Raw genomic sequence first — 16,894 nt, forward strand, 5'->3', positions numbered from 1 at the left:
TATTCAGGTTATACTAATTTCAGAGGTGATGTTCTTTGCACAATGAAGGGATAACGTTAACAAATGAGCATTGGCAAGCAATTATTCATAATGATTCTTCCTATGATAGCAAATTCTTTTATGCTGTGAAATCAACCGGAATCTTTTGCCGACCATCATGCAAATCAAGAATACCAAATAGAAACAATGTACAAATTTTTCATCATGCAGAGCAAGCACTAAGTGAAAACTTTCGCCCTTGCAAACGTTGTAAGCCAAATGGGATAACTTTACCTAATGAAGAGTGGATAGAACAAATTAAAGATTATATCGAAAAACACTTTGACGAATTATTGACTCTCAACATACTTGCAGAAATGTGCCATGGTAGCCCATTTCATTTACAACGCACTTTTAAAAAAATGACAGGAATAAGTCCAATAGAATATATACTACAGTTCAGGATTGTTAAAGCGGCAGAACACCTTTTACACACAAATCAATCCATTAAAGAAATTAGTACTGCTGTCGGGATAGAAAACCCAGAGTATTTCGCAACTTTATTTAAAAAGAAAACCGGATTTACTCCTACTGAATATCGAAAAAAGAACGAAATGAAAGAAGGATAAAATAATGAATTCCTACAAAAATAAATTTATATATTGGACGCTACTTACACATAAGAATTGGCATTTTCATATTGCTGCAACTGAAAATGGACTATGCTTCATAGGATCGCAAGACGAAAATTTTGAAGAACTAAATATATGGGCTAGAAAAAAACTGCCACAGCATGTATTGGTCTGCAATCCAGATTACCTGCAAACATATACAAAAGAAGTTATCGAGTATTTAGAAAGTAAACGAGAAACTTTTACATTCCCTATCGATGCTTACGGAACTGACTTTCAATTATCTGTTTGGAATACGGTACGTGAAATTCCTTATGGTGAAACATATTCTTATTCAAGAATTGCCAAAAAAATTCAAAAACCTACAGCTGTACGTGCTGTTGCTACTGCTATTGCTGCCAATCCTCTTCTCATTACAATTCCTTGCCATCGTGTTATTGGAAAGAATGGTAAACTAACCGGCTTTAGAGGTGGATTAGAAATGAAAAAAGAATTGCTTACATTAGAAAAATCGCAGGTAGAATGCATATGACAGCAGAATATACTAGCGCATTAACTTTAGAAGTTCCAACAGAATTTAGTTTCCAAGAAAATTCACGCTATCTATCACGTTCTAACAATGAATGTATGTTCCACATTGAAGATAACAAAATTTATAAAGTTATCCCTGTTCAGGGTGTGAATCCTTTAGTTGAAATTAGTATGAATACAGATGGTAATATTCAAATACATTTTTTAGAAGAATCCTATACATCTGAAGAATCGATATGCGAAGCTGTAGCAAACTATGTGAAAGAGTGGTTTGATTTAACTACTAATTTAGCTCCTTTTTATACATTAGCTAAACATGATGTACTCCTTCAAGGGCCAATTGAACAATATTATGGTCTTCGTACTTTAGGTATTCCAGACTTATTTGAAGCACTTTCCTGGGGAATTATCGGTCAGCAAATTAATCTCACATACGCTTATACGCTAAAAAGAAGATTAGTCGAGACATTTGGAAATTATGTAGAATGGAACGATAGAAAACATTGGATATTTCCTTCTCCTGAAACGATTGCCAATTTACATGTAGAGGATCTCAAAAACTTAAAAATGACGACTAGAAAGTGTGAATATTTAATCGGTATTGCAAAGCTTATTACAGAAGGAAAACTATCAAAAGAATCTTTACTACAAACACAAGATGTAAAGATTGCTGAAAAACAATTAACTGCTATACATGGTATAGGACCTTGGACTGCGAACTATGTTTTAATGCGCTGTTTACGATTCCCTTCAGCTTTCCCAATTGACGATGTTGGCTTGCATAATGCAATTAAATGTATAACCGGTTCCGAAAGTAAACCGACTAAACATGAAATAAAAGATTTTGCGGCAAATTGGATCAACTGGGAGTCTTACGCAACTTTTTATTTGTGGCGAGTATTATACTAAAAAACCAAGTAGCACATCTGCACTACTTGGTTTTTTTTAAGCTTGTTCTTCGAATCGTCTTGCGATTTCTACAATAACTTGAACAGCTTTTTCCATCGTATCTACCGAAACATACTCAAATTTACCGTGATAGTTTTCACCACCAGTGAAAATATTCGGCGTTGGTAATCCCATATACGATAATTGTGATCCGTCTGTTCCACCGCGAATCGGATGAATGTTTGGCTCGATATTTAAACTTTTCATCGCTTCATATGCAATATCAACAATTTCTCTCACTGGTTCAATTTTTTCAAGCATGTTATAGTATTGATCATTCATTTCTAAAACGACTGCATCTTGTCCATACTTCTCTTGCATTTGCTTCACAATATTTTCAACGTTATGTTTACGCGATTCAAAATTTTCCCGATCAAAATCTCGAATAATATAATACGCTTTACTTTGCTCTACATCACCATTTAAAGAAAGTAAATGGTAAAATCCTTCATAACCCTCTGTATATTCCGGTGCATCTTCTACTGGTAAATGTCCATTAAATTCCATAGCAAGTTTAGTTGCGTTACGCATTTTATTTTTCGCTGTTCCAGGATGTGTATTCGTTCCGTTAAACGTTAACTTAGCACCTGCAGCATTAAAGCTTTCGTACTCTAAACCACCTAATGGACCTCCATCCATCGTATAAGCAAATGATGCACCAAACGCTTCTACATCAAAATGCGCTGGTCCACGGCCAATTTCTTCATCCGGTGTAAATGCCACTCTAATTTGCCCATGCTTAATTTGCGGATTATGTATTAAATAATTCATTGCAACCATAATTTCTGTAAGACCAGCTTTATCATCTGCTCCAAGAAGTGTCGTACCATCCGTTGTAATAATTGTATGCCCTTTATAAGATGGTAACTCTGGGAACTGTTTTGGTGTTAACACAACATTTAGCTCTTCATTTAATGTGATTGCATTCCCATCAAAGTTTTCATGAATTTGTGGTTTTACGTTTTTCCCTGTAAAATCTGTTGCCGTATCTAAATGTGCTAAAAAGCCGATTACAGGAACATCCTTATCCGTGTTAGCAGGAAGGGTTGCCATTACATAACCGTTATCGTCCATCGTTACTTCTGTTAACCCAATTTCTTTTAGCTCTTCCACTAATAACTTTCCAAACTCAATTTGCCCAGGTGTTGTTGGTACTGTATGACTTTCTTCATTTGATTGTGTATCAATTTTTACATATCTCGTAAATCTTTCAATAAGTTCTTGTTTCAAACTCGTTCACTCCCTTTTTTTCTTCTTTCTCTATTATAATCCTTAAAACAAAATATTTTAACTTTTTTGACTGTGGATACGTATATTTCATTTTAATAATTTCAAACAAAACCTAAAAGACATAATATTTGTACATTAAAACCCTAACATGTAACATACATAATTATATAATATAGGAGGTATGAAAGATGAGGCTAACCCTCTTTCGCTATTTTCTTTTTTTCTTAGGATTAATTTTCTTTGGCCTTGGAAATGCTCTTGCAGTCAAAGTTAAATTTCTCGGCTTGCACCCTTGGGAAGTTTTAAATATGGCCCTCTACCAAAAATTTGGATGGACCATTGGTACATGGAGTGTCATATGCGGATTATGTCTTGTTCTCATTTCTTTACTAGTAGATCGAAAATATATAAATGTAGGTACATTTTTAAATGCACTACTTATCGGTCCTATTATGGATTTTTTCTTACAATCAAATATTCTTCCAAACGCTTCTCATTATTTATGGATTAACTTACTCATTTTATTTGCTGGTATTACCATTACAGGTATCGGGGGAGGTATGTATGTTGCGGCTGGGATTGGTGCTGGACCTCGTGATGGATTCATGCTTACTATTTCCGACAAAACAGGACTATCTATTAGCCGTGCGCGAATCATTGTAGAATGCATTGTACTAGTTATTGGATTTATGCTCGGTGGTCCTGTTTTTATCGTAACTTTTCTATACACTTTTATTCAAAGTCCAATCTTTCAGCAATCATTTAAGGTGTTTCAAACACTTTTACATACTTTACATAACAAAAAGAAAATTAGTGAGCATATTTAAAGTACAACTTAATACAAATAAATTCACCCTATTTACGATTCTCACCGCAAATAGGGTGTTTCTTTTTTCATCTCACAATTTAAGAATATATACTACTCATTCACAATAAAAGTATATACATCATCATAAACACAGCCATTTACTCTAATCACATACTTCCCAGGGTTATTAAAACTAATTGTATATTTGTTTAGCTGAATTGCTTCTTTATCTCCCAAAAGAACATCTATGCTTCTACCACTTAATAAATAAAACTCATTTAGATTCATGGTTACATCAATTGCATTGAAATTTTCACCTTCCACTTGCTTTGATTCCGCAGCGCTTACACTTGGTTCTAAAAACAGTAGTCCACTTAATCCAATCGTTCCCGCTAAAGCTACTCCCGCAAACTTTTTAATCTTTTTCATCACAATGTCCTCCTTATAGATTTTGTGTAAAGGCGATTTCCCCCTTTACACCACAAAGCCTATATGTAATGTAATGAAATGTAAACGAGGACAGTACGACAAAATATTACATCTTTTTCTCCAATTGAATATAAATCCACCGTTTGGAATTTTGACACATTTAAAATTGTTTCCCTAAACCAATTTCCCCATAATTTATTCAAATACTGAATAATTACTTATTGATTTAACATTCTAAAAATAGTTGATAAAAATGCTTTCTATTCAAATAAGAAGATTTTACTATGAAATCCATGCAACCAATTTTATTCCGCTTTCCATAATCTCTCTACATTCATAAATTGTTCTTCTTTAAACTCCATCTTATATATATCTGGTTTTGACGTATTCATTAAAAATTCAAAACCATATTGTCTATCGAAATAGTTCATCATTAATGTCATGACAAGCCCATGTGTACCAATTACAATTTTTTGTCCTTGAAAATCCATTAATATTTCTTTTAACACTTTCACTACCCGTCTCTGACAATCCTTATATGACTCCCCTTCTGTTCGTGCAAAATCCAGATTTGCGAACATCTTCTTTACAAGTGGGTACACCTCTTTATCTGATATAATCTGATCCTCACTTGAAAACATACACTCTTTGAGATTTTCATATACTACTATTTCTTTTTCATAGAAATTCGCTGACTCCTCTATCGTTAACATAGCCCGATTATAGGGACTGGAAATAAAAGTATCAATCCTCTCCGCTTTTAATATATCATTTACCCTACGGGCATCCATATGTCCTTTCTCAGTTAACCCGCGCGTTCTTTCATTTCCTTCTAATTTTGGTGATTCACCATGCCTAACCATATAAATATATGTGCTCATAATTCCTCCTTGTAAATATTCATTCGTCTTTTATAAACTTTGATGATTTGTTCGTCTAATCCATTCTCCTACTAAACTCTCGAATAATTCAGGCTGTTCAATTTGCAAATTATGCCCTGCCATATCTAACACCGCTAATGTCGCTCTTGGATAATCATCAATAATTCCTATAATATCTTGATAACCTACCGATATATCTTGTCTTCCAGCTAATAAAAGAACGGGTTTCTCGTATTTCTTATGATGAAAATCCATAGTAAGAGAGTAATTCTTTTGCAACCTTTCAATAAATTCATAATTAGCAATAGCTAGTTCTGGCTTAATTTCCTCTTTAAATCTCCTATATGTATATTCATTCGCGACCACTGCTAACTCGCAAAACTCTTCTCTATCAGTAGAAGTTAGTGTATTTAAAAACTCCCTATCTTGTACAATTACCTGTTTATCTGGTAAACGTCTTTCTTTTTGCTGGGCTACAACAACAGGACATACTAATAATAATCCATTCACTCTCTCAAACATCTTTGAAAGTATCCCTCTAGCTAAATATCCGCCGAAAGACTCTCCTACTAGTAAAAAATCTTTCCTTGGAATGATTTCTTCAATAAATGTATTTAACACTTCTAATATATGATTTGAACTATTTAGCCATTCTGGAGCGTTCGACTTTCCCATACCAGGTAAATCAATATATATTCGTTGATAACCTTCATATTTCTGAAATACCGATTCCATACATTTCATCATTAACCTATGGTCAGGAGCACATCCATGTATAATAAGGACCGGTTTACCCTCTCCAACAATTTCATAATATATTTGTGTATCTTTAATTCGCCATAACATAAAAAGTCCTCCCTATTTATACATTCCTTTTGAATAGAAACAGTAGCAAACTTATAAGAATACACGTTCTAAATTTACATTTTTTTATAATTAGTTGTCAAATAAAAATTTTCAGATTATAAAGACAAAAAAGCTTTCCCCTATATTACATAGAAGAAAGCGGATTTATTTTTACCCTATCCTAATTTGAAACCTTGTTCTTATTAATTTCGTTATTCTTTATTCTTCGATTTTCATTAACACAATTCTCCAACCATCTGGATCCTCTATCGTTATCCCCTTGTCTTTCCAGTATGGGTTTTCAGGCTCGGCCTCATCATATCCCAATGCATGCAGCCTTTTACTCACCTTTTTCATTTCACTATCTTCACTCATATAAAATACAAGTAAATTATCTTTTGTCGGAGCTGGACAAGGACTTCCATCTATATGTCTTGTAAATTCTAAATGGTACTCTTCATCTGGGAGTCCAAACATGACCCCATCATAACCTTCATGATTGTTGAATTCACCTATACGTTTTAAACCTAATCCTTTTTCATAAAATGTTGTAACCTCTTCTAACTGATCAGTTGGACGTGCGATTCGAAACTTCACCCAATTCTTCATGCTTTTCCTCCCATACTAAAAATTTCATACTTGATTACGTATTATTGTACATACGTAACACGTTTTTGAAATCACTCGTTAGTATGAGAATAGATACATACAAAGGTCTTACTCAAAATAACCTATTACGACCAAAAACTCACCTCCAAAGAAAGCCCTTACCATTTTATATGCAACTTTGCATCTCTACTTGCAAATCACTAAAAAATCTTTAAAATTCAAAGGATGACTAAATATACAATTTCTATTTAAAATCTTGATGCAATACATATTATCAAACGCAATGTTTTTTTAATTTTAAGAAGTATTAAACTCTTCAATACTTTCCTTATAAACAAGATTTTTATAAGGAAATCTGATACAATTCTTAAGTAATATTATTATGTATAGATATTACGAATATAGTGCATAATTAAAGAAGGTGATTTTATTGAAATTAAATAAAAATTTACAACTATGTATATTAATTGGAACATTACTATGTTATTCAATCTATTTTATGTTTTTCTATCTGTTCCCCACTCATTTTTCAAATTCAGATGTACGCTTCGCTTCACTTATTGTTGAAACCATTACATTTGTCTCATTGATTTACTCTATATATTCTAAAAAAGTCAGTTCAAATCCGTTTTGGATATGTATCACAATAGCGATTGGTAGTTTTTTATTAGGAAAAATAGTATATACATATCAAGATAGCTTCTTCGAAATTCCAATACATCGTTTTACTATTTCTGATGTATTTTACATGTTTTTTCTACTCTTCTGTCTTATCGCTTTCTGCTATAAAATCTTAAAAGAATGCGATAAATGGGAAAAAGCTTTCTTTATTTGTGACCTATGTATCGTGCTCATTTCCATATTCACATTAGAATGGTATTTATTTAATCAGCCAGATTTAAATATATTTTCCCTTTCACTGGGAGATATTTTTCTTTCTTTTCTATATCCAATTGCAGACCTTTTATTTATTCTACTTGGTGTTAGTCTCTTTTTCCGTCCAACTGTTTTTAATTCTAAACGAAAAATTTATATTTTTATTTTTGTTTTAATAAGTTCTGCAACTTTCAATTATATTTATTTCTACTTATGTAGCCATTTAACAACTGATACTATAACATTATTACGCCTTTTATATAGAATCCCTATATTATTTATTGCAATAGCTGGTTCTATTTCAGATAATTCTAATAGCACTAAAAATTATTTTATTGTACACCCTAAACTAGGAAAAAAAGTTTTAGTTGTATTCCCCTATCTTGCCGTTGCAATACTAATCGGGTTTACACTAAAAGAACAAACATCATCTTCCACTCTCATTACAGGAAATTGTATCGTTTTTGTTTTTGTACTTATTCGACATTTTATTGTAGGTATGCAAAACTCTACTCTTACAAAACGTCTACAAGCATTTAATGCTCAACTAGAAGGAAAAGTTACTTTACGAACTTCAGATTTAGTTCATAAATCAGAGGCTCTATCTCAAAAACAACAAAAATTCAAATCGTTATATGAATATCACCCTGATCCTATTTTTACAATTGATTTAAATGGAGTATTCTTAAATGTAAATAAAGCTGGGAGTACACTACTTGGAGCACCAACGAACGAGTTACTCGGCGAAACATGTTTTTCAATTATTTTAGATGAAGACAAATATAAACTAGCATCTGCGTTAGAAAAAGTGAAACAACAAAAATCGGCATCCTTACAACTAAGTTCTCAATATAAAGATGGCTTTACTTATTTTTTATACGTTACCATCGTCCCTATTATGATAGACGGACAAATTGCAGGAAGCTATATTATGGTGAAAGATATTACTGCACTAAAAAAACAGCAAGAAGAAATAAAATACTTAGCATTCCATGATACTGTAACAAACATAGGGAACCGTGCCTTTTTTCAAAAGATATTAAAAAAAGTTATAAGAAAAGCTAAAACAACAGAAAGCGAGTTTGCGTTATTATATTTAGATTTAGATCGCTTTAAAGTAATTAACGACACACTTGGGCATTCGTCAGGGGATTACACATTAGAAGAAGTAGCAAAGCGATTCCAATCATGCCTTCCAGCACATACCCATCTGTCAAGAATCGGTGGTGATGAGTTTACAATCCTAATTGAAAACTATACTGACGAAGATTGCTTATTCCATTTATGTAACCAATTATTTGAAAGCATGGAAAAGCCGTTTGTCCTACATGAACATACATTAACTTTATCACTTAGTATCGGTATCGCTATTTATCCACATTCCGGAATCGATATCACTACTCTATTAAAAAACGCTAATGTTGCAATGTATGATGCAAAGGCAAAAGAGCTTAACTCTGTCTCTATTTATGACGATGTAATCGCTAGAAAGATCGAAAGACGATTACGATTAGAAAAAGATTTACCAAACGCAATACAAAATGAAGAATTGTTCCTTTTGTATCAACCTCAAGTTGATAGTAAGTCTAATAACATTATCGGCGCAGAAGCTTTAATCAGGTGGAATCATCCTGAATTAGGTGTTATTTCTCCATACGAGTTTATTCCGATTGCAGAAGAAACACTACAAATTATTCCAATAGGAAAATGGACATTGCAGCAAGCCTGTGAGCAAATGAAACGTTGGCACGCACTCGGATATTCACATTTAAAAATTGGTGTAAACTTATCTGCTAAAGAATTTGAACAAGAGGATTTTGTAAAGTCTATTTTTGCTACATTAGCACATACAGGCTTACCCGCAAGTTCTCTCGATCTTGAGTTAACAGAGCGAATTGCAATGATGGATGAGCGAGAAACATTGATAAAATTGCGTACACTAAAAAGTTTAGGGATTCACATTTCAATCGACGACTTTGGTACAGGCTATTCTTCGCTAGCTTACTTACCTTTATATCCAATCGATACGTTAAAAATCCCAAGAGAATTTATTACAATGTCTGAAACATGTGACGATGGAATGGAAATTATTAAAACAATCATCACATTAGCAAATACATTAGGAATGTCTGTCATTGCTGAAGGTGTAGAAACGAAAGAGCACGTGAGTTTCCTTCAAAAAAATAAATGTCAGTTTATTCAAGGTTACTATTACAGCAAGCCTATTCATATTAATGCATTTACTGAGCTATTAGAAAACGGTATTCGCCCATAGTACATAGCTAATTGGAATAAATAATAATGAATTTGAACAAATATAGTAAAAAGGAAAGAAGATACCTTCTTTCCTTTTGTTTTTCTATTTACATTTCTATTACTTCACCACTTCATTTATTATATCTATTAAATGATGAATCCCCTCATCATTTGTTTTCTTATATCCATTCATGTTTTGAATATATTTCTCCTTATTTGTATACAACTTATTTACTGCATGTATAAATGTATTCGTACTTACTCTGTCTTGGAGTATAACTTCCGCATATCCTTGCCGTGAAAAATATTCAGCATTTAAGACTTGATCTCCCCTACTGGAACTGTTAGTTAACGGGATAAGCAACATCGGTTTCTTCAAAAATAACAATTCAGAAATAGCAGTAGAACCCGCTCTTGAAACTACAACACTTGCCATATTTAGTATATGCGGCAACTCATCACCTATATATTCAAATTGCATATACCCCTCCATGCCAATAGATGGGTCTACCTTCCCTTTACCACATATATGAATAATATTAAAGTTTAATATTATTGTATCTAAACATTCCCTTACCATATCATTTATCCACTTAGCACCTTGACTCCCACCCATAATTAATAATACTGGTTTATCTTGCTGAAATTCACAATATCTTCTTCCTCGTAATACGTTACCCTTCTCAATTTCTTCCCTTACAATTGGTCCTACATAAACCTTCTTCTCATTACTTACATTTTCTCCTGTCTGAGGAAATGTTGTGCATAGCTTTGTAGCAAAAGGTAATGCTATTTTATTGGCAAGTCCTAATGTGCTATCTGGTTCACGTATAATGATAGGCACACGATTTAACCATGCTCCTATAGCTACAGGAACTGAAACAAATCCTCCTGCTGAAAAGATAACGTCAGGCTTTGTTTTCTTAATTAATTTATAACTTTGTAAACAACCTCGTATAATTTTAAAAGGATCTTTAAAATTTTCCCAATCCCAATATCTCCTAAGCTTGCCCGTTGAAACACTATTGTATTTAACATTTTGCACTAATGATTTTTCAATTCCATTTTTGGATCCAATATACTCGACTCTCCATCCTTGCTCTATAAATTTAGGAATTAATACAATATTAATCATAACGTGTCCGGCTGTACCGCCCCCAGTAAAAAGAATCGTTTTGCTCATAACTTATACCCACCTTTATTAAAAATCTAGCTTTATATTTACCTTTTAACTGTAAATAAACTTATTATTTTTTATATAAATCTTTAACTCCACCTCTATATCTTGTAAAAGATCTTTAATGAGTTCATAAAAATCATTTCCATACTCACTACACTCGTATTGAGCAAAGATTTGAATCACATATCTAGTTTCCGTCTCTAATGCTGACTTTATTTGATTAACCCTTTTTTCTTCTACATACGCTTGATATTTATGTATTGCCTCATAAAGACGCAATACATGCGCTTCTTCATCTCTCCAATCCAACGTATCAACAATTGAAAGAAATAGCGTATTTTGATTATCTATTACTTCATAACCATTCATATATTTCTTACACCCTTTTTTGTTTTTCATTGAATGCAGATGTCACTACACTTCGCATACTCAAGTACATCTTTTAATGATTGATGAAATTCAATTTCTGGAATCCAACCTAACTTTTTTATTTCCTCTGTTGCTAAACTCTCATTTGAGTCGCTCCCTCTTTTCTCTGTTTCACCTATAAAAAAATTTAGCTGTGTTAATTCTTTATATTGTTCTAGTACATCTAATAAAGACCGTTTTACTCCTGATCCAATATTATATTGTTTTCCATTTATTCCATCTCGTAATAACACATGATACGCTTTAATCGCATCACGTACATCTAGAAAATCTCTACTATCTTTCAAACTGTTTACTTCAATAATGGCTTTACTTCTACCTGATTCTATATCTATCATTTTCTTTGCGAGAATCGAACAAATGCCATTCGATTCCCCTGGACCAATTAAATTTGAGGGCTTTGCAATGATAATATTTGAATCCATTAATCCTCCCCAAGCCTCTGCAATAATGACTTGCATCGTTTTACTTAAACTATATGGATTTGAAATTTTTATTTCGTTCATACTATCTGCTTGCAAAGCCGATCCTATAACTAATGTTCTACAATGCGAGGCTTCTTGCTTAATTGCTTCTAATAAATATAACGTTCCTATTACATTAATCTCTATATACTCAAGAGCAGCTGTCCAAGATTCTATAACTGAATTCCTTCCTGCTAAATGCAATACGTAGTCTGGCTTTATTTGTTTCATTACCTTCATTACTTCGCTCTTATTAGTTAAATTACAAGTAATACCATTTCTAATTTTTCCTCTATGTGCACGATTTTGAAACATAGGAATTACATGAAAGCCCTGCTCTAAAAAATATTGGCAAGCATGGCGTCCTGTGAAACCATTTGCACCAGTTATTAAAAGGCTCGCATTTTTTTTCATTGCAAAAACCCTCCTTTTAATAGCATTTGTTTCACCTCATGTTTTGCAATTAAGTCTTGTTGAGAACTAAAACTCTTCACATCCACTAGCGGATAGCTAGAATAATATTCTTGAAGTCCTTCTATAGGAATCGTCGGTAGTACCACAAAATAATTTTGATCAAAACTTATACTTGTTTTACTCTCTACCTCAGATAGAAGCATTTCACTTAATTTTTCACCCGGTCTTACCCCTACCTCTTTTACCTTAACGTTTTCTTTTTCCGAATCTTCAATTAATACTTCTGCTAAATCTGTTATTTTACATGCCGGCATTTTCATAACAAAGATTTCCCCGCCTCTACCTTGATATACGGCTTTAAATAACAATCCAACAGCATCTTCAACTGTTAAGAAAAATCTAGTCATATTCGCATCGGTAATCCCTACTTGTGAAGATCTTTTAATTTGTTGTTTAAAAAGCGGTACTACACTTCCACTCGTCCCTAAAACATTTCCACCACGAACACAAATGAATTTTGTTTTCTTCGTTTGTATATTCGCATGAACCATTAATTTTTCACCAATTGCTTTTGTCATCCCATACGTATTTGATGGATCAGCTGCTTTATCTGTTGAAACATATATAACTTTTTCAACTTGCATCTGTATAGAGGCTTCAATTACATTTTGCGTACCATGTATGTTGGTTTTTATAGCTTCATAAGGATAATACTCACATACTGGAACGTGTTTTAAAGCTGCAAGATGGAATACATAATGTACACCTTGGCAAGCATAGACTAATTGATCTTTATCACGAATATCTCCAATAATAAATTTTAACCTATCATCATTTATAAATTGTTGCTGCATTTCAAACTGAACCGTTTCATTTCTTGAAAAAACTCTAATTTCTTTCGGTGATTTTTCTAATAGTTGTTTTATAAGTTCATGCCCCCACGAACCTGTGCCACCAGTAATTAAAATTATTTTATTTAACATTCCTTTTCCTCCTACGAAACATCTCAATTTAAATAATATTTATTGAATTATTTTCAATTGATTCAAATCATAATCGTCGTTTGTTACATTTAATTGACAAAATAAAAAAACAGAAACTATTAAACGTAGTTTCTGTTTTTCATTTCATCTCACAACAGTAAGATTTTTTATACTGTTTGCATGATAAATAAATTCCTTGTAAAAAAACACCGCTCATTTATTTCTTATACTCGTAATAAAATAAATAGAATGATTCATAGTCAATAATCATGTTTAAATTTATGAAAAAAGGGAGGTAACGGAATGGACCGAAACAATTCAAATCATATATATAACGGACCTTCCAAAGCCCTGCCTCTCTCCCTATTCGATGTAAAAAATGAATTGAAACAAAAAAGCAAGCTTATTCCTTCTAATACCATGTATAAATTAACGAAAGAAGATCAACTCATCATCAACAAAATAAAAATACAAACAGAACATCTAAATAAAAATAATGTTACAAGAACACGCGCATACTACCAATTTTACATTCAATATCCAGAAATACATTGGGCACTGCTTGGACATATGGTATCACGTAACGGCGGTTGGAATATGACTGATTTAAAGGGCGATTTATATACGAGAATTTTATCAGAGAAAGATCAATTCATATTTTTTTCTTTTTTAGAAAGAGGGAATTGGCTTATTTTCCAAGATGTATACCCTCAATTTTTACTTTACGAACAAAGTGTAAAGAAATCACAAAAGTTATTTCACCTTCTTCCTCACCTAAATGTGTCTACATTTATGGAAACGATGTGGAACGATTTTTGGAAAACAGGCAACAAAAAAACATTAGCGATTGCAACTATTATTAATGAACAAAACTACTTAGAAAAAAGAGTGATTCAAAATGTACAATTTAAAAAGACCGTACTAAATAGTATTGGATTTAAACTCTTTGATTTCTTTCAGTTTAATCATATCCTTTTCCCATTCTACGAAAATGATAAAAAACAAAAAGTATTACTATTTGGTGATACAATGAAACATTTCACTTCCTTACATGAACGAATATTAATTGGAAAAAGATTGTATTCATTATTATTTCGAGATACACATGTTTTATCTCAAATAATAAGCTGGGCCCAACACCATCCGCATACAGGATCAAGGAAAGATTACTGGCCCCATTTATATTCAAGTGTAAATGAATCTTTTTCCCGTGAGTTTTATAAGCGCCGAATAAAGAAATGCCAGTTGCGAAGTGGTGCTTATCGTATATACTGTCCTGCACTCATCTATGCATGGCGAGATATGAAGCATGAGGAAGTTAACAGTGAAGATTGGTTTACCGATTGGCAAGTTGTAAATTACTTAGTTGATAAGGAGGAAAATATAAATGGACAAATTACAGAAGACTACTGCAAAACACTCGAAAAAATTGAACTCGCAATTCTCGCAAAGAAAAATGTCCTCCTCCGAGAAGAAGAATGAGTTTCTAGCATTAGTAGTTACAATCTTTTTCTCTTCTATTATTGGAACTTGTTTAGATGCTTTTTTTGTTCATAAACAAATGTATTCCTTTCCAGCTAGGCCCTTCTCATCCACATTTTCGGTTAATATAGCTTTTACATTGTTCGTACTGCCGATTTTAACAGTTATCTTTATACACATTTCAAAAAAATTACCTAAAGTTTCTAGAATTCTATTTATTATTTCAATCGGTATTTGCGCTAGCCTTTTTGAACAGATTGCTGAAAGTTTAGGTTTATTTGTACATAGTGCGAATTGGAACCATACATATTCTTTATTTGGTTATATGATTTTTCATTCTTTTATTTGGAACGTATATAATTGGATAAAAAAATAAAGAGACCATTATAGGTCCCTTCTTAAGCATACTCTTCCGTTATTGCTAATGGTGCCAATGTTTGAAGGCTTTTAGAGCGTAAACGATAGGCAACGACTTTCTTTTTATATTGCTTAATGACATCAACATGTTCCTCATAGCTATATAGAGAAAATCTAATCTCTTTATTCCCTTTCTTCGTATCAATGACTATTGGTGTCCCTTCTCCGTGCGGCGGGAAATAATGTTTATCTAAAAACAAAGCCTCATTAAATTCATGAATAACTTGTAGTTTCATTTCCCCCTCTATATTTTTTCCATCTATCGATATAGAGGTATTCTCTTCCTCAAGTTTTTGATGTAATTCAAATCTACTAATAATTGATTCTACAACAGAATTTGGCATACTAGAAACTAGTACTTTAAGAGCGCCAAAAATAAATAATGTAACTATAAACCATGTTGTCATTGTTATCATCTCCATTACATTTAAAAAATAAATTTCATTCCATACGGTATTAGTATACTAATGAGTATTCCAGTTACAATCATCGTTACCGAACCGATAGTCGCTTCTTTCTCGCCTTCTTTCACTAAACGACTCACACCGATAATATGTGATGCACAGCCCATCCCAACTCCTTTTCCAATCGTACTTGTTATACGGAAAAGCTTAAGTACTGTTGGTCCGATAATCGCACCTGTTATTCCTGCAACAACTACAAAACTAGAAGTCATAGATGGAATACCACCAATTTGATCCGCTAACGATAGGGCAATAGGCATCGTTGCTAACTGTGGTAAAGTAGTTAATATAAGTTCCTTATCTATATTTAAAATTCCGCCAATCACTACATTCATACTCGTTACAGCCACTATACCTACCGCTACTCCGATAAGTATCGATAAAAAATTTTTCATAAGTATCTTTCGCTCTTTAAATAGAGGTATGGCTAATGCTACAATTGCAGGGCTCAATAAGCTTGAAAGAACGTCTCCCCCATTTTCCCTATACTCATGATGAGAAATACCAAAAATCAAAAATAAACAAATCATACTTGCTGTAACTGTTAACACCGGTAACGTAAATGCAAACGTAAATTTTTTATATAGCTTTGTCGCCAAGAAATAAATTGCTACAGTAATAATAATTAAGACCATTTGAATCGTGCACCTTGTCGATTTTATTTTTTTGTTGTTATTAATAATTGACTTATATACCCTGAAACAATCAAAGTTACTACCGTGCTTGCAACTACTAAAAGGAATATACTACTCCCCTTACTTAAAAGAAAAGACCCGTATTCCATCAGCCCTGTTGTCGAAGGAATTAGAAATAACGGTAAAAATACGATTAACTTTTCCGCACCTAACTCAAACCATTTTAACGGTAAAACGCGAGTGGAAAGGAGCAGGAACAGTATTAACATCCCTATTAAACTTCCCGGTATTGATAAATGGAATATTTCCTGAATCCACGTACCAACTAAGTTAAATATATATAGCACGCCTACTTGAAGTAAAAGCGTCACGTACTTCATTTCTTTCCCTCATTTCACTAT

General features: G+C 32.7%; 19 protein-coding genes. 7 read left to right on the plus strand and 12 right to left on the minus strand.

Going from position 1 to position 16,894, the window contains the following annotated elements:
• The first annotated feature begins 35 nt into the window (after window positions 1-35).
• Genes KZZ19_RS18165 through KZZ19_RS18175 form a run of 3 tightly spaced genes read left to right on the plus strand, consistent with a single transcriptional unit; the run spans window position 36 to window position 2,051 of the window.
• Window positions 36-608, plus strand: a complete 573-nt coding sequence (locus tag KZZ19_RS18165) for a bifunctional transcriptional activator/DNA repair enzyme AdaA (protein ID WP_237979274.1) — start codon at window positions 36-38, stop codon at window positions 606-608.
• 4 nt (window positions 609-612) lie between these two features.
• A complete protein-coding gene (locus KZZ19_RS18170) occupies window positions 613-1,143 on the plus strand; it encodes a methylated-DNA--[protein]-cysteine S-methyltransferase (RefSeq protein WP_237979275.1) in 531 nt (176 codons plus the stop codon).
• Window positions 1,140-2,051, plus strand: coding sequence for a DNA-3-methyladenine glycosylase family protein (locus KZZ19_RS18175; RefSeq protein ID WP_237979276.1), 912 nt, complete (start codon window positions 1,140-1,142; stop codon window positions 2,049-2,051). The genes KZZ19_RS18170 and KZZ19_RS18175 overlap by 4 nt, the downstream gene beginning before the upstream one ends.
• Before the next feature lie 36 nt (window positions 2,052-2,087).
• Here KZZ19_RS18175 and pepT read toward each other — a convergent pair whose 3' ends face one another.
• On the minus strand, window positions 2,088-3,320 hold the full coding sequence (gene pepT / locus KZZ19_RS18180; RefSeq protein ID WP_237979277.1) for a peptidase T: 1,233 nt from the start codon (window positions 3,318-3,320) through the stop codon (window positions 2,088-2,090).
• 188 nt (window positions 3,321-3,508) lie between these two features.
• On the opposite strand from pepT, the gene KZZ19_RS18185 reads away from it, so the two are divergent.
• Window positions 3,509-4,147: a YczE/YyaS/YitT family protein gene (locus tag KZZ19_RS18185; protein ID WP_237979279.1), complete on the plus strand. Its 639-nt coding sequence runs from the start codon at window positions 3,509-3,511 to the stop codon at window positions 4,145-4,147.
• Window positions 4,148-4,239: 92 nt separating this feature from the next.
• Here KZZ19_RS18185 and KZZ19_RS18190 read toward each other — a convergent pair whose 3' ends face one another.
• The 4 genes from KZZ19_RS18190 to KZZ19_RS18205 all read right to left on the minus strand — a co-directional run bounded on the left by KZZ19_RS18190 (window position 4,240) and on the right by KZZ19_RS18205 (window position 6,893).
• On the minus strand, window positions 4,240-4,557 hold the full coding sequence (locus KZZ19_RS18190; protein ID WP_088097436.1) for a hypothetical protein: 318 nt from the start codon (window positions 4,555-4,557) through the stop codon (window positions 4,240-4,242).
• 305 nt (window positions 4,558-4,862) lie between these two features.
• Window positions 4,863-5,438, minus strand: coding sequence for a histidine phosphatase family protein (locus KZZ19_RS18195; protein ID WP_237979281.1), 576 nt, complete (start codon window positions 5,436-5,438; stop codon window positions 4,863-4,865).
• A 30-nt stretch (window positions 5,439-5,468) separates the two neighbouring features.
• A complete protein-coding gene (locus KZZ19_RS18200; RefSeq protein WP_237979282.1) occupies window positions 5,469-6,284 on the minus strand; it encodes an alpha/beta fold hydrolase in 816 nt (271 codons plus the stop codon).
• A 219-nt stretch (window positions 6,285-6,503) separates the two neighbouring features.
• Complete coding sequence (locus KZZ19_RS18205; RefSeq protein ID WP_237979283.1) at window positions 6,504-6,893, minus strand: VOC family protein; 390 nt, start codon at window positions 6,891-6,893, stop codon at window positions 6,504-6,506.
• A 430-nt stretch (window positions 6,894-7,323) separates the two neighbouring features.
• Between KZZ19_RS18205 and KZZ19_RS18210 the strand changes: the two genes are divergently transcribed.
• Window positions 7,324-10,044 (plus strand): EAL domain-containing protein, encoded by a 2,721-nt coding sequence (locus tag KZZ19_RS18210; protein ID WP_237979284.1) that lies wholly within the window; start codon window positions 7,324-7,326, stop codon window positions 10,042-10,044.
• A gap of 99 nt (window positions 10,045-10,143) precedes the next feature.
• Here KZZ19_RS18210 and KZZ19_RS18215 read toward each other — a convergent pair whose 3' ends face one another.
• The 4 genes from KZZ19_RS18215 to KZZ19_RS18230 are packed head-to-tail and all read right to left on the minus strand — an operon-like array spanning window position 10,144 to window position 13,495.
• Window positions 10,144-11,208 (minus strand): undecaprenyldiphospho-muramoylpentapeptide beta-N-acetylglucosaminyltransferase, encoded by a 1,065-nt coding sequence (locus tag KZZ19_RS18215; protein WP_237979285.1) that lies wholly within the window; start codon window positions 11,206-11,208, stop codon window positions 10,144-10,146.
• A 45-nt stretch (window positions 11,209-11,253) separates the two neighbouring features.
• Entirely contained in the window at window positions 11,254-11,604 is a 351-nt protein-coding gene (locus tag KZZ19_RS18220) for a DUF6572 domain-containing protein (protein WP_088097442.1), read from the minus strand.
• Window positions 11,601-12,512: an NAD-dependent epimerase/dehydratase family protein gene (locus KZZ19_RS18225; protein ID WP_237979286.1), complete on the minus strand. Its 912-nt coding sequence runs from the start codon at window positions 12,510-12,512 to the stop codon at window positions 11,601-11,603. Before KZZ19_RS18225 ends, KZZ19_RS18220 begins: the two co-directional genes overlap by 4 nt.
• Window positions 12,509-13,495 (minus strand): UDP-N-acetylglucosamine 4,6-dehydratase family protein, encoded by a 987-nt coding sequence (locus KZZ19_RS18230; protein WP_237979287.1) that lies wholly within the window; start codon window positions 13,493-13,495, stop codon window positions 12,509-12,511. Before KZZ19_RS18230 ends, KZZ19_RS18225 begins: the two co-directional genes overlap by 4 nt.
• A gap of 303 nt (window positions 13,496-13,798) precedes the next feature.
• On the opposite strand from KZZ19_RS18230, the gene KZZ19_RS18235 reads away from it, so the two are divergent.
• Both KZZ19_RS18235 and KZZ19_RS18240 read left to right on the plus strand, forming a co-directional pair.
• Window positions 13,799-14,977: a DUF2515 domain-containing protein gene (locus KZZ19_RS18235; protein WP_237979288.1), complete on the plus strand. Its 1,179-nt coding sequence runs from the start codon at window positions 13,799-13,801 to the stop codon at window positions 14,975-14,977.
• Window positions 14,952-15,353, plus strand: coding sequence for a CBO0543 family protein (locus KZZ19_RS18240; protein WP_237979588.1), 402 nt, complete (start codon window positions 14,952-14,954; stop codon window positions 15,351-15,353). Before KZZ19_RS18235 ends, KZZ19_RS18240 begins: the two co-directional genes overlap by 26 nt.
• Window positions 15,354-15,375: 22 nt before the next feature.
• Here the strand turns inward: KZZ19_RS18240 and KZZ19_RS18245 are convergent, their stop codons facing one another.
• Genes KZZ19_RS18245 through KZZ19_RS18255 form a run of 3 tightly spaced genes read right to left on the minus strand, consistent with a single transcriptional unit; the run spans window position 15,376 to window position 16,873 of the window.
• Window positions 15,376-15,801 (minus strand): YfmQ family protein, encoded by a 426-nt coding sequence (locus tag KZZ19_RS18245; RefSeq protein ID WP_237979289.1) that lies wholly within the window; start codon window positions 15,799-15,801, stop codon window positions 15,376-15,378.
• A 20-nt stretch (window positions 15,802-15,821) separates the two neighbouring features.
• Complete coding sequence (locus KZZ19_RS18250; protein WP_237979290.1) at window positions 15,822-16,493, minus strand: LrgB family protein; 672 nt, start codon at window positions 16,491-16,493, stop codon at window positions 15,822-15,824.
• Window positions 16,494-16,516: 23 nt separating this feature from the next.
• Window positions 16,517-16,873 (minus strand): CidA/LrgA family holin-like protein, encoded by a 357-nt coding sequence (locus tag KZZ19_RS18255; protein ID WP_088097448.1) that lies wholly within the window; start codon window positions 16,871-16,873, stop codon window positions 16,517-16,519.
• Between the last annotated feature and the right edge of the window lie 21 nt (window positions 16,874-16,894).

This window comes from Bacillus thuringiensis, from assembly GCF_022095615.2.
Classification (GTDB): domain Bacteria; phylum Bacillota; class Bacilli; order Bacillales; family Bacillaceae_G; genus Bacillus_A; species Bacillus_A cereus_AG.